The 11,495-nt window shown below is 65.8% G+C and carries 15 protein-coding genes and 2 riboswitches; of the genes, 7 read left to right on the top strand and 8 right to left on the bottom strand.

From position 1 onward, the window contains the following. Window positions 1–353, top strand: a 353-nt coding sequence (locus VHL31_RS19630; protein ID WP_329662939.1) for a hypothetical protein, incomplete at its 5' end; no start/stop codon positions are given. A 93-nt stretch (window positions 354–446) separates the two neighbouring features. On the opposite strand, the gene VHL31_RS19625 is transcribed toward VHL31_RS19630, so the two are convergent. Together VHL31_RS19625 and VHL31_RS26735 are read right to left on the bottom strand one after the other, a co-directional pair. Continuing rightward, window positions 447–788 carry a hypothetical protein gene (locus VHL31_RS19625; RefSeq protein WP_329662938.1) on the bottom strand — a complete coding sequence of 114 codons (342 nt, stop codon included), beginning with the start codon at window positions 786–788 and terminating at the stop codon, window positions 447–449. A gap of 92 nt (window positions 789–880) precedes the next feature. Further along, window positions 881–1,090 (bottom strand): helix-turn-helix domain-containing protein, encoded by a 210-nt coding sequence (locus VHL31_RS26735; RefSeq protein WP_349262498.1) that lies wholly within the window; start codon window positions 1,088–1,090, stop codon window positions 881–883. Window positions 1,091–1,258: 168 nt separating this feature from the next. On the opposite strand from VHL31_RS26735, the gene VHL31_RS19620 reads away from it, so the two are divergent. From VHL31_RS19620 to VHL31_RS19600, 5 genes are all read left to right on the top strand, one after another. After that, window positions 1,259–1,744: a hypothetical protein gene (locus tag VHL31_RS19620; protein ID WP_329662937.1), complete on the top strand. Its 486-nt coding sequence runs from the start codon at window positions 1,259–1,261 to the stop codon at window positions 1,742–1,744. After that, on the top strand, window positions 1,741–1,974 hold the full coding sequence (locus VHL31_RS19615) for a hypothetical protein (RefSeq protein WP_329662936.1): 234 nt from the start codon (window positions 1,741–1,743) through the stop codon (window positions 1,972–1,974). The genes VHL31_RS19620 and VHL31_RS19615 overlap by 4 nt, the downstream gene beginning before the upstream one ends. After that, window positions 1,971–2,444 carry a hypothetical protein gene (locus VHL31_RS19610; protein WP_329662935.1) on the top strand — a complete coding sequence of 158 codons (474 nt, stop codon included), beginning with the start codon at window positions 1,971–1,973 and terminating at the stop codon, window positions 2,442–2,444. Before VHL31_RS19615 ends, VHL31_RS19610 begins: the two co-directional genes overlap by 4 nt. Further along, on the top strand, window positions 2,441–2,713 hold the full coding sequence (locus VHL31_RS19605; RefSeq protein ID WP_329662934.1) for a hypothetical protein: 273 nt from the start codon (window positions 2,441–2,443) through the stop codon (window positions 2,711–2,713). Before VHL31_RS19610 ends, VHL31_RS19605 begins: the two co-directional genes overlap by 4 nt. A gap of 161 nt (window positions 2,714–2,874) precedes the next feature. Continuing rightward, on the top strand, window positions 2,875–3,798 hold the full coding sequence (locus tag VHL31_RS19600; protein WP_329662933.1) for a DUF1376 domain-containing protein: 924 nt from the start codon (window positions 2,875–2,877) through the stop codon (window positions 3,796–3,798). 389 nt (window positions 3,799–4,187) lie between these two features. Here the strand turns inward: VHL31_RS19600 and VHL31_RS19595 are convergent, their stop codons facing one another. The 5 genes from VHL31_RS19595 to VHL31_RS19575 form a co-directional block, all read right to left on the bottom strand. Then, a complete protein-coding gene (locus VHL31_RS19595) occupies window positions 4,188–4,325 on the bottom strand; it encodes a hypothetical protein (RefSeq protein WP_329662932.1) in 138 nt (45 codons plus the stop codon). Window positions 4,326–4,487: 162 nt separating this feature from the next. After that, window positions 4,488–7,388, bottom strand: a complete 2,901-nt coding sequence (gene gcvP / locus VHL31_RS19590; RefSeq protein WP_329662931.1) for an aminomethyl-transferring glycine dehydrogenase — start codon at window positions 7,386–7,388, stop codon at window positions 4,488–4,490. A gap of 10 nt (window positions 7,389–7,398) precedes the next feature. Then, the gene (gcvH, locus tag VHL31_RS19585; protein ID WP_329662930.1) at window positions 7,399–7,773 is read right to left on the bottom strand and encodes a glycine cleavage system protein GcvH; all 375 of its coding nucleotides are present in this window, start codon (window positions 7,771–7,773) and stop codon (window positions 7,399–7,401) included. A gap of 5 nt (window positions 7,774–7,778) precedes the next feature. Then, window positions 7,779–8,894, bottom strand: coding sequence for a glycine cleavage system aminomethyltransferase GcvT (gcvT, locus tag VHL31_RS19580; RefSeq protein WP_349262497.1), 1,116 nt, complete (start codon window positions 8,892–8,894; stop codon window positions 7,779–7,781). A 42-nt stretch (window positions 8,895–8,936) separates the two neighbouring features. Beyond that, window positions 8,937–9,049, bottom strand: a riboswitch (glycine riboswitch). Beyond that, window positions 9,050–9,139, bottom strand: a riboswitch (glycine riboswitch). A gap of 88 nt (window positions 9,140–9,227) precedes the next feature. Then, complete coding sequence (locus VHL31_RS19575) at window positions 9,228–9,743, bottom strand: prolyl-tRNA synthetase associated domain-containing protein (RefSeq protein WP_329662928.1); 516 nt, start codon at window positions 9,741–9,743, stop codon at window positions 9,228–9,230. Between the two features lie 89 nt (window positions 9,744–9,832). On the opposite strand from VHL31_RS19575, the gene VHL31_RS19570 reads away from it, so the two are divergent. Next, window positions 9,833–10,522, top strand: a complete 690-nt coding sequence (locus VHL31_RS19570) for a TVP38/TMEM64 family protein (protein WP_329662927.1) — start codon at window positions 9,833–9,835, stop codon at window positions 10,520–10,522. A 9-nt stretch (window positions 10,523–10,531) separates the two neighbouring features. On the opposite strand, the gene VHL31_RS19565 is transcribed toward VHL31_RS19570, so the two are convergent. Further along, entirely contained in the window at window positions 10,532–11,488 is a 957-nt protein-coding gene (locus VHL31_RS19565) for an acetyl-CoA carboxylase carboxyltransferase subunit alpha (protein WP_349262496.1), read from the bottom strand. Window positions 11,489–11,495: the final 7 nt, after the last annotated feature.

Below are 11,495 nucleotides of genomic sequence, written 5' to 3'. Positions count from 1 at the left end.
CTAAAGTACGGCCCATCGTTGTCGTGACGGTGCTGGGGCTGCAGGGCGATGCGCTGACGGAGGTGATCAGGACGGTGATCGCCGAATGCGACCAAGCAGCGACGCGACCTTTGTTCATCACCGATGGGAGCAGCTTCGGGCTGTTCAGGTCTGGCCGGTCGCTGTTCGAGCAAGTCATCGACGTCGCAGTCTGTAGCGCCCGCCGCCCCGAGCTCGACTGGCGCGCCTATGGCGAGATGCAGTACCGCCTGATCGGCAGGAAGTGGAAGCCGGTCACGACGATCGCCTTCGGTCGCCCACCGGATCCAACTTTTGTTGAAGCAATGATGCAGGGCGTGCGGGAGAAGCTCTGAGCCCAGGTTGAGAGGATGACCGATGTCGCCAGGTCCTGCCGCCTTGGCTTGTCGTGATCGTCAGGCCAAGGCCTGATCAGGCAGTACGGCTTTTCATAGCTTCTGGAGTGGCTTCACCTGACCCAGGAACCGCCTCTCCCACACACCACGCTGGAACGTCGTAATCAGAAACTCATCGTGCTTCCTGCGCGCAGAGAACAGCCTGTCGAAGCCACCGGCTGATCCAAGGGTGTGCATCTGGCTCCAGCGCGGCCGCACCTCCACAACGTGAAGCTCGTCGATCCGCCAGTAGTCGACGATAAACCCAGGCAGGGTAGCTTTAACGCCGCTTCCACCTGACGGCGGATCGAACGGATTTCCCCTTCTCGTCGCCATGGCTTTGGCAAGATCGAAGAGGGTAATCCCCGTCTTGATGCGCTCGCTGAGGTTGGTCATCCACGCGTCTCGATCACATCAAGCGCCATCATCGGCAGTCGCCTTAACCCCTTCGGCTCACTCGGCAGGTACCCGCGGTCCCGGGCGTCCCCTCACGTGCTCTTTCTGATGCGCAAGCCTGGCCCACCGCCGTTCTCCGAGATGAACTCGATGCCGGCTGCTTCGAGCGACCTCTGGATAGCCCCAAGCGTCGCTGCATTCGGTACAACGCGGCCCATCTCAAAGCGATTGATTGTACTTGGCGCAACGTTGGCGCGTTGCGCCAAGTCGCGCACCCCCCAGGCTAGAGCAACCCGCGCCATCTTGCACTGAACAGCCGTGATCATGTGCGCACACTATGGCCCCATGACACTTGACGCAAGCCAAAAATGCTCACACTGCAAGCATATGCGCACGAACGCGCAGCGCGACCTAGCTCCGGAGTGATGATCCGAAGCTAGGTCTAACCCACGACACGAGGTGCTTGACTCATGTCACCGGCTGATCACGCCCATATCACGGGCGCCACATCCTCTTCTACCTCCCGCCGCACTCTGCTCGCCGCTTTGGCCTGCGCTGGTGTCGGCTTTTCGCTCCCTGCGCCCGAGCTTCCCGCACGAGCCGCTGCTGTTGGCGGGAGCAACCTTCTGGCGCTTTGGTACGAGCGCTGCCTCCGCCATCGCACCTGGCTCGAGTTCGGCGAAGGCAGGGATCCTGACCAGGAGGAGGCGCTGCGAGCCGCCTGGGCCGGGCTCGACGACGAGATCATTCACACTCGCGCTCTGACGCTGGAAGACCTGCAGGCCAAGTTCGCGCTCCTGCGCGAGCGGCTCGAGGTGCCGGAGGGCATGCAGGCTGTCTATCCGGACGATCCCGAGGACGACGGCGACGAGGATCTTGGCCTCAACAGCGACGGCTTCCTGATGCTGGGGATCGTCAGCGACATCGAGCAGATGTTCCAGGGAGAGCTGGCATGAGCAAGAAGCAGAGCTCTGTGAACCAGGCTACACGCGTCGATCTGGACGGCCTGCTCTTCGACCTGCGCGGCCTGGCTTCAATCATGGAGATGATGGGTCCCACCCCGTCCTGCATCGGCGAGCAGGAGATGTGCGCGCTGGCCAGCAGCCTGCGCGGCATCCTGATCTCCAGCGGGCTGGAACGGGCAGCTGGAGTGGATGCCCCTGCAGCGCCGGGAGATTCGGCATGACCAGGACCAAGGCGCCCAAGTCGATCAAGCATGAGGAGCGAGTTCCGGTGCAGGTGGATCCTGCCCTCCAGCGCGCGATGGCGCGACCGGGGCCGTGGAACTGGCGCATCCAGCAGATCGAGCTCGACTTCTCTGACGCTACATCTGCTTACACACGCGGGAGGAAAGGAGCGGCCGATACGTCTTCCCCTCCTGCTGTGCGGGCTGTGGCACAACGATGTGCCGATCGCGCTTATGGACAGGTTCTCGCGTACCTGGAGGAGGCCGCCGCTTGCGTGGTGGATACAGAGCGCGCCAGGCTCATGATGAACAGCCTTGTCGACACGGCGCTCTTATACCTGGACATCAGCGACCCGCAGATTGCGGCGCGCATCACGCTGATCGAGCAGCAGATGGACGGGAGGACGCCACCGGTTGCGGCCAAACCCAAGCGTCGGTTGGCGATCATCGGCGGGAGGGATGTGGCATGACCAGGACCAACCAGTCGGCTTCCGACCGCCTGCCGGACCTGGCCAAAGTCGACCGGCTCCAGCTCGTCGACAACCTGGACGAGGCGTGGCGCCGGGCCGTGCAACTGAAGCTCCTGCTGGGTGGCCTGGTGCTGCCGTTGCGTGGCCGCCCGAGTGCCGACCTCACCAAGCTGGAGGCGGCTTGGGCCTTGTCGGAGGAAGCTGTCTACGGGCTGGGTCAGGTCAAGGAAGCGCTCGGAGCATCGGATGAGGAGACGACCCTTGATTAGGTCCACCTGCATCCTCGCGCACACCGGTCCGGACCATCTGACACCAGCCTGACCACCAGCCGCCCTGGCTCCTGGGCCGGGGCGGCATCTCCCCCTACATCCGCGCCCGGTTGACGCCGCTGCCGATGCAGCCGGCGACCGGTGGCGCATGGAGACATCCCATGGCCGATTTCCCGGCGATGCCGTTCTACACCGACGCCTACCTCGCCGACACGACCCACCTGACTACCGAGGAGCACGGCGCCTACCTCCTGCTCCTGTTCGCCGCCTGGCGCTCGCCTGGCTGCTCCTTGCGGGATGACGACGCCTTCCTGGCAAGGGTGGCGAAGGTCTCGCTGGACCGCTGGCTGAAGCGGATCAAGCCGGTGATGCTGCCGTTCTGGCGGATCCACGATGGCGCCTGGACGCAGAAGAAGCAGCAATCTGTTCGCGAGAAGCTCGGAGCGATCTCGAAGAAGCGTGCCGAGGCTGGTCGGCAGGGCCGCGAGCTTAAGCCATTGGCTGACCAGGAAGCTGCTCCAGCAAATGAGGGAGCAAACGGGCAGCAACCTGCCCCCTATCCAAAACCAAAGACCAAAACCAAACAAACACCCCCTCTTGTCCCCCTGCCGGGGGAGGATGGTGTGGGTGATCTGGACGCTGAGTTTGAGACTTGGTGGCAGGCCAATCCGCGGAAGGTGGGGAGGCAGAAAGCGGCGGAGGCGTATCGGCAGGCTCGGCAGGAGGCGACGGCGGAGCAGCTGGCCTCAGCGCTGGCAGCAGCGGCAGCCAAGTGGCGCGCCGACGGCATCCACGAGCGCTACATCCCGCACCCGGCGAACTGGCTGGAGCAGCGGCGGTGGGAGGATCAGGGGCAGCAGGCTGCGCCTGCGGCACCCGCCGAGCCAATCGAGCTGGCGCGGCTCAGCGCTGGCAGCCTCCTGGCGACACAGAGCCGGGCAAGGTACGAGGCGCTGCTGGAACGGCTAGGGCGCAACGAGCTCGTCAGCATGGCACAGCGCCTTGCCAGCGGGCGGGATACCCGCGACCTGTTCCTGACGGTGGAGCGGGTGGCATGGACCGGACAGCCGGCAGGAGCAGCCTGACTGGTATGGCCCGTGGAACCCGTCATTCGTTGAGCTGTCGGATCTACGACCTGCGTTGTTTCCCAAGCCAGCAGACAACACTGTCCTATGCAGCCTGACCAGCCTTCGATGAAGTGCCCGTGGTGCCATCGTTACGTCGATGCCGGGCGCACGCCCTGCTCGGCTCTTTGCGTGGAGGACCGGAGCCGGAAGGTTACCTTGACCTCGGACCAGACTTGCCGGCACGAGATGGAGGATCGGCAGAGATCCGCACGCGGAGGTAGACCGGACAAAGAGTAGCTCAGGATCTGTTCAACTAAGGTAGCTGACCCAGCTTCATGATCAGCAGTAGGGGCCAGAATAGGGACCATAAGATTGGTTCAGGCTATCAAGGCAGCAAAAACAGCAGGTTAACAGACGAAATAGAAGGAGGCCACATCCTTGATGCGGGCCGACACGGCCATGGCGGCGGGAGGCTGGACGAACATCGCCAGCAGGCCGACCGTCAGGCAGACGAGCAGGACAAGGCCACGGGAAATCACGTTCATCGATCCTCGGGTCAGTTTCCGAGGAACGGATTAGCAAAGGCCGCGCCAAGAATTTCTTAAGCAGGGCAGAGCCCAGTAATGTGGAAAGAAATCAGCGAGCCGCGATATTCTTGCGCAGGTGCCCGGCAGGATCTGCCGGGTACCTGATGGATCTTGCCGGTTCTATTCTGCCGCCTCGTTCCAGGCCTCCATGGGCGGGCAGGAGCAGACCAGGTTGCGGTCGCCGAACACGTTGTCGACGCGCGCCACCGGCGGCCAGTACTTGTCGTCCCACAACGGGTGCCTGGCTGGATGGAAGGCCGTCGCCTCGTCGTAGGGATGCGACCAGGGCCGCCCCAGCAACTCGTCCGGCACGTGCGGCGCATTGCGCACCGGGTTGTCGTCGAGCGGCCAGACGCCGGCCTCGACCTTCGCGATCTCATGGCGGATGGCGATCATCGCATCGCAGAACCGGTCGATCTCGCGACGGCTCTCGCTTTCGGTGGGCTCGATCATCAGCGTGTCGACCACCGGGAAGGACATGGTCGGCGCATGGAAGCCATAGTCCACCAGACGCTTGGCGACGTCCTCCGGGGTGATGCCCGACGCCTCCTTGAGCGGGCGAAGATCGATGATGCACTCGTGCGCGACCCGGCCCTTGCTGCCGCGATAGAGTACGGGAAAGTGCGGGTGGAGACGGTTCGCGATGTAGTTGGCGTTCAGGATCGCGACTTTGGTCGCCTCCGCCAACCCGTCCGCCCCCATCATCCGGATATACATCCAGGAGATCGGCAGGATCGAGGCGGAGCCCCACGGCGCAGCCGAGACGGTGTGGTCCGGCTCGCCATCCGCCGCGGCCGGGTTGACGTCCTTCATCAGCGGATGACCCGGCAGGTAGGGCGCCAGATGAGCCCCCACGCCGATCGGTCCCATGCCGGGGCCGCCACCGCCATGCGGGATGCAGAAGGTCTTGTGCAGGTTCATATGGCTGACGTCGGCGCCGATCTCGCCGGGACGGCACAGGCCGACCATCGCGTTCAGGTTGGCGCCGTCCATGTAGACCTGGCCGCCGGCCTCGTGCACCAGGCGACAGATCTCTCGGATGGTCTCCTCGAATACGCCATGGGTCGAGGGATAGGTGATCATGAGCGCCGCGATCCGGCCCTCGTTGGCGGCGATCTTGGCCTTGAGGTCGCCCACATCGACGTTGCCCTGCGGATCGCAGGCCACCACAACGATCTTCATGCCGGCCATTGCCGCCGAAGCCGGGTTGGTGCCATGGGCCGAGGACGGGATCAGGCAGACGTCGCGGGCGGTGTCGCCGCGGGCACGGTGATAGCCGCGGATCGCGAGCAGGCCGGCATATTCGCCCTGGCTGCCGGCGTTCGGCTGCAGGGAGACAGCGTCGAAGCCGGTAATGGAGGCCAGCCAGTTCTCCAGGTCGTCCAGCAGCATCCGGTAGCCCGGCCAGCGGTCGGCCGGAGCGAATGGATGGATCTGGCCGAACTCCGGCCAGGTGACCGGGATCATCTCCGCGGTCGCGTTCAGCTTCATCGTGCAGGAGCCCAGCGGGATCATCGACCGGTCGAGGGCCACGTCCTTGGACTGCAGATGACGGAGATAGCGCAGCATCTCGGTCTCGCTGCGATAGAGCGAGAAGGTCGGATGCTGCAGGTAGGCCGACTGCCGCTGCAGGGGCAAGGGCAGAACGCCCGGCAGGCCTTCGTCCAGCTCGGCTACCGACAGGACACGGTCGCCGAACAGGGCCAGGACGGCCTCGACGGTGGCACGGCTCGACGTCTCGTCGAGCGAAAGTCCCAGATGGTCGGCATCCAGCGGCCGAAGGTCGATGCCCCGGTCATGCGCCGTCTTCAGGATGGCGGCTGCCTGGCCGGGCACATGGAGGGTCAGCGTATCGAAAAAGGCCGTGGTCTCGACGGTCACGCCGACCGCGGCCAAACCGCGGGCCAGGATCCGGGTCAGCCGATGCACACGAGCGGCGATGCGGCGGATGCCGTCGGGCCCGTGATAGACGGCATAGAAGGCCGCCATGACCGCCAGCAGCACCTGGGCGGTGCAGATGTTGGAGGTGGCCTTCTCCCGGCGGATGTGCTGCTCGCGGGTCTGCAGCGCCATGCGCAGCGCCGTGCCGCCTTGGGCGTCGCGCGAGACACCGATCAGCCGGCCGGGCATCGTGCGCTTGTGGACGTCCTTCGTCGCGAAGAACGCGGCATGCGGGCCGCCGAAGCCCATCGGCACGCCAAAGCGCTGCGACGATCCGACGACCACGTCGGCGCCCATTTCGCCCGGCGGCTTCAGCATGGCCAGGGCGAGGAGGTCGGACGCGACGATGGCGAGCCCGCTCCTGGCGCGCACGGTCTCGATCGGCTTGCGCAGGTCACGGACCTGACCGGAGGAGCCGGGATACGAGAACAGGGCACCGAAGAGTTCGGCCGGCAGCTCGCCGGCAGCGTCGCCCAGGACGACCTCGACACCCAGCGGCTCGGCCCGGGTCCGCAACACCGCAACCGTCTGCGGATGGGTATCGTTATCGATGAAGAAGCGGCGCGACTTCGACTTCGTGACCCGCAGCGCCATGGCCATCGCTTCGGCGGCGGCTGTGGCCTCGTCCAGCAGGGAGGCGTTGGCGATCTCCATGCCAGTCAGGTCCTGGACAACCTGCTGGAAGATCAGCACCGCCTCGAGCCGGCCCTGGCTGACCTCGGCCTGGTATGGGGTATAGGCCGTGTACCAGCCCGGGTTCTCCAGCACGTTGCGCAGGATCACGTTCGGCGTCCGCGTGCCGTAATAGCCCGTGCCGATCAGCGAGGTGGTGACGATGTTGCGGGCGGCATAGGCCCGCAGTTCGGCCAGCGCCTCGTGCTCGTCGGCGGCCGGCTTGAGGGCGAGCGGCTCCTTGGACAGGATCGAGCCGGGGATGGTCTCTTCGATCAGCTCGTCGAGCGAGGTCAGGCCGAGGGTCTCGAGCATGGCCGCCTGCTCGGCCGCATCCGGCCCGATATGGCGCCGACGGAACGCGCCATGGTCTTCGAGCGAGGAGAGCGATACGTCCGGATGATGCATGCGAGCCACCTCAGTCCAGCGTCTTCAGGAAGTCGTCATAGGCTTCGCGGGTCATCAGCTCCTCGATCTCCGAGAGGTTCGACGCCTCGATCCTGCAGAACCAGGCGTCTCCTTCGGCGCCAAGATTGACCTGGCCCGGTTCGGCGACGATCGCGTCGTTGATCGCGACGACCTTTCCCGAGATCGGGGCATAGACTTCCGAGGCGGCCTTGACGCTTTCGACGACGGCCATGTCGCCGCCCTTCTCGACGATCCTGCCGACCTCCGGCAGTTCCACGAACACGACATCGCCCAGCTGCTCCTGGGCATGGTCGGTGATGCCGGTGGTGGCGACGTCGCCCTCCACCCGGACCCACTCATGATCCTTGGTATAGCGCGTGGTCATGCTGATCAGGCTCCTCGGCGGGCATAGCGATGTGGCGTGAAGGGTAGCTTGACGACGGTGGCCGCGAGCGGCTTACCGCGGACCAGAAGCTGGATGGGTGTGCCGGCAGCGGCATGCGGACTGGCGACGTAACCCATGGCCACGGGCGCACCGACACTCGGGCCGAATCCGCCAGACGTGATCTTGCCGATGGGCGTTCCATCCGCGGCGACGATCTCGGTTCCCTCGCGGGCGGGTGCCCGACCTTCCGGCTTGATGCCGACCAGACGTCGCTGCGGGCCTTGCGCCAGCTCGCGCAGGATCCGCGCCGCACCCGGGAAGCCGCCACCTTCGCGGCGCCGCTTGCCGATCGTCCAGGCCAAGTTCGCCTCGACCGGCGAGGTGGTGGTGTCGATGTCATGCCCGTACAGGCACAGGCCCGCCTCCAGCCGAAGCGAATCGCGCGCTCCCAGGCCGATCGGCTTCACCTCCTCCATCGCCAGCAAGGTGCGTGCCACCTTGACCGCATAGTCGGGCGGCAGACTGATCTCGACCCCATCCTCGCCAGTATAGCCCAGCCGCGAGATCCGCATGCCCAGGCCCTGCACCTTGGTGACGAGGCTCTCCATGAACCCGAGCGAGCTTACCTCGGGCGCCAGACGCGCCACGCATTCCACCGCCTTCGGGCCCTGCAGGGCGAAGAGCGCCTGATCGGCCAGATGGACGACCTGGTGCTCCGGTTCGAGATGGGTCTTTAGATGAGCGAGGTCGGTTTCCGCACCACCTGCGTTCACCACGACGAACAGCCGGTCCGGCGCGTCCTTGGTGATGATCAGGTCATCCAGGATGCCGCCATCCTCGGCCGTGAGCGTGGTGTAGCGGGCCTTGCCCTCGCCCAGCCCCACGATGTCGGCCGGAACCAGCCGCTCGATCGCCGCAGCCGGATCGGGGCCGGTGATGACCAACTGGCCCATGTGAGAAACATCGAACAGGCCGGCGGCCAAGCGCGTGTGCAGGTGCTCGGTGAGAATGCCTGTCGGATACTGGACGGGCATGTCCCAGCCGGCGAACGGCACCATGCGCGCACCGAGCTCTCGGTGCAGGCCGTTCAGCGGCGTGGTCTTGAGGTGATCGGTCAACAGGACCTCCGGGAGATGCGACGCCGCCCGGTCTCCCGGATCGGCAACGCCCCCTCTGTCCCGTACCTGAGAGCTTACACGGAGTTGCCGGAAGGATCTTCCGACAGCTTCGCTCCCCTTCGGTGGACCGCACGACGCGGCCTCTCTCCAGAGCGCCAGTGTCCTCTGCGGTCCTTCTGCCTGAGAGTTTCCGGGGCGGTTGCTCCTTCGGCGCCGCGCTCGCGCGCGGTCTCTCCCGCAGACACCAATTGGCGTGCGGCTAGGGTAGGCGCGTGGCGGGGCCGGTCAACTACCCAAGTGGCCAACTGTCAAAATTGGCAGCCTGGAGGGTGCGTGTCACTCCACCTCGTTTTCAGCGGCCAACTCATCCAGGTCGAGAATGATGGGCGTATACCCCCAATGGGTCAGGAGCCGCGGCAGGTCTTCGCTGCGGATCGACACGGTCGCATCGTTGGTGAGCGGATGGTAGTTCAGGACCTCGTGGCGGAGCATCTTCGAATCCAGGATCGGCTGGACCTTGCGCTCGACGTCGTTGATCAGGGCGAACGGCGTGACCGAGCCCGGAGTCACGCCCAGCGTGGCCAGGAGGAGTTCGGGATTGCCGAACGAGAGGCGGGCAGCACCCAGCCTCTTCTGCAACGTGTTGATCCGCACCTGCTGCTCGTCCAGGCAGACCAGCAGATAGAGCTGACCGCGCTTGTCCTTCAGGAACAGGTTCTTGCAGTGCCCGCCGGGCAGGTGGGAAGTATGAGCCTTGGCCTCTTCCACCGTGAAGACCGGCGGATGCTCCTCCGTCGCGGTGACGATGCCCAGTTCGGCCAGCAGCCCCATCAGATGATCACGGGTGTTCATGGGCAGGCGGCCTCGGCGATGCTTTCACTGCCGGGCGAACTAGCTTCCGCCCATGCCGGTGACAAGGGCGGCGGCCCGGGAGCAGTTCCATGAAGAGAATCCTGCCGTTCGGCCTGCTCGTGCTGGTGGGTCTGATCGGCTTCGCCTTTTTGGGCGATCTCGATGGCGAGACTCTGGAGCGCTACCACCGGCAATTCGGGAGGATGGTGGAGGCGTACCCGCTGGCAGCACCCCTGGTCGCGGTGCTCGTCTATGCGGTCGTCGTCGCCGGTTTCCTGCCGATCGCGCTCTGGGTGACGTTGGCCTGCGGTTTTGCGTTCGGGACCTTCTGGGGCGGGGTCCTGTCAGTCATGGGGGCCACGATCGGGGCCGTGGTCACCTTTTTGGCGGCCCGCTCAAGCCTGGGGCGACCATTGCACCAGTGGGCGGGGCCGCGGCTGTACAAGCTGGAGAAGGGGCTCGCGGACGATGCCTGGAGCTACCTGATGGTGCTCCGCATGGTCCCGGCCTTCCCGTTCTGGCTGGTCAACATCGTACCGGCCCTGCTGCGGGTGCCGCTTTCGACCTTCGTGATCACGACCGCTCTTGGCATCGCACCGGCGACCTTCGTGCTGGCCAGCATCGGGTCGGGCCTTGCCCGGGTGTTCGCTGAGGGAGGAAGCCCGGACCTGTCGATCATGACGGAGCCGGACATCCTGCTGCCCCTGCTGGCCGTGTCCCTGCTGGCACTGGTGCCAGCAGCGTGGCGCCACCTGCGCCCGGGCGCAGGCGGTCTTTGAGCGTCGGCCTCAGACCTCGACCGGCTGCCCCATGCGGATGAATTTCTCGCGGCGACTGCGGCGCAGGTCGCCGCGGTCTAACGCCTCGATCTCGCTCAGGTGCTTTTCGATGGCGTCCCCGACCCGCCCGATCGTGGTGGCTCTGCCGCGATGCGCGCCGCCCAGCGGCTCCTCCACCACGGCATCGATCAGGCCCATGGCGAGCAGGTCCTGCGCCGTGAGCTTCAAGGCTTCGGCCGCTTCCGGTGCCTTGTCGTTGGCGCGCCAGAGGATCGCGGCGCACCCCTCCGGGCTGATCACCGGATAGATGGAATGCTCCAGCATCAGGATGCGATCGGCGACGGCAATCGCGATGGCGCCGCCGGAGGCACCTTCGCCGACCACGACCGACACCAGCGGCACTTCCAGGCTGAGGCAGGTCTCGATCGAGCGGGCAATGGCCTCGGCCTGGCCGCGTTCCTCGGCATCGACGCCGGGATGGGCGCCCGGCGTGTCGACCAGGGTCACCACCGGCAGGCCGAACTGCTCGGCCAGGCGCATGAGGCGCATCGCCTTGCGGTAGCCTTCGGGCCGGGCCATCCCGAAGTTGTGGCGCACCCGCGTTTCCGTGTCGTGGCCCTTCTCGTGGCCGATCACCACGACGGAGCGGCCGCGGATCCGGCCCAGCCCGCCCTGAATGGCGTTGTCGTCGGAAAAGGCACGGTCGCCGGCCAGCGGGGTCCAGTCCTCGATCAGCCCGGCGACATAGTCCTTGAAGTGCGGCCGGTCGGGATGCCGCGCTACTAGGGTCTTCTGCCAGGGCGTCAGCTTCGCATAGGTCTGCGAGAGCAGCTTGGCCGCCCGGCTCTCCAGCTTCGCGATCTCCTCCTGCAGGTCGAGGTCGGAGCCGGTGGCGAGGTGGCGGAGCTCCTTCACCTTGCCTTCCAGCTCGGCGATCGGCTTCTCGAAGTCCAAGAGCGAGCTCAAGCGTGTG

Origin of the sequence: Geminicoccus sp. (assembly GCF_036263595.1) — a bacterium.
GTDB lineage: Bacteria > Pseudomonadota > Alphaproteobacteria > Geminicoccales > Geminicoccaceae > Geminicoccus.
This window is presented reverse-complemented; position numbering and strand designations above follow the sequence as displayed.

What these genes read in the sequence shown, in the direction of transcription:
- VHL31_RS19625 (WP_329662938.1), bottom strand. Translation starts at nt 788, where the DNA reads ATGACCAACCTCAGCGAGCGCATCAAGACGGGGATTACCCTCTTCGAT.
- VHL31_RS26735 (WP_349262498.1), bottom strand. Translation starts at nt 1,090, where the DNA reads ATGGCGCGGGTTGCTCTAGCCTGGGGGGTGCGCGACTTGGCGCAACGC.
- VHL31_RS19620 (WP_329662937.1), top strand. Translation starts at nt 1,259, where the DNA reads ATGTCACCGGCTGATCACGCCCATATCACGGGCGCCACATCCTCTTCT.
- VHL31_RS19615 (WP_329662936.1), top strand. Translation starts at nt 1,741, where the DNA reads ATGAGCAAGAAGCAGAGCTCTGTGAACCAGGCTACACGCGTCGATCTG.
- VHL31_RS19610 (WP_329662935.1), top strand. Translation starts at nt 1,971, where the DNA reads ATGACCAGGACCAAGGCGCCCAAGTCGATCAAGCATGAGGAGCGAGTT.
- VHL31_RS19605 (WP_329662934.1), top strand. Translation starts at nt 2,441, where the DNA reads ATGACCAGGACCAACCAGTCGGCTTCCGACCGCCTGCCGGACCTGGCC.
- VHL31_RS19600 (WP_329662933.1), top strand. Translation starts at nt 2,875, where the DNA reads ATGGCCGATTTCCCGGCGATGCCGTTCTACACCGACGCCTACCTCGCC.
- VHL31_RS19595 (WP_329662932.1), bottom strand. Translation starts at nt 4,325, where the DNA reads ATGAACGTGATTTCCCGTGGCCTTGTCCTGCTCGTCTGCCTGACGGTC.
- gcvP (WP_329662931.1), bottom strand. Translation starts at nt 7,388, where the DNA reads ATGCATCATCCGGACGTATCGCTCTCCTCGCTCGAAGACCATGGCGCG.
- gcvH (WP_329662930.1), bottom strand. Translation starts at nt 7,773, where the DNA reads ATGACCACGCGCTATACCAAGGATCATGAGTGGGTCCGGGTGGAGGGC.
- VHL31_RS19575 (WP_329662928.1), bottom strand. Translation starts at nt 9,743, where the DNA reads ATGAACACCCGTGATCATCTGATGGGGCTGCTGGCCGAACTGGGCATC.
- VHL31_RS19570 (WP_329662927.1), top strand. Translation starts at nt 9,833, where the DNA reads ATGAAGAGAATCCTGCCGTTCGGCCTGCTCGTGCTGGTGGGTCTGATC.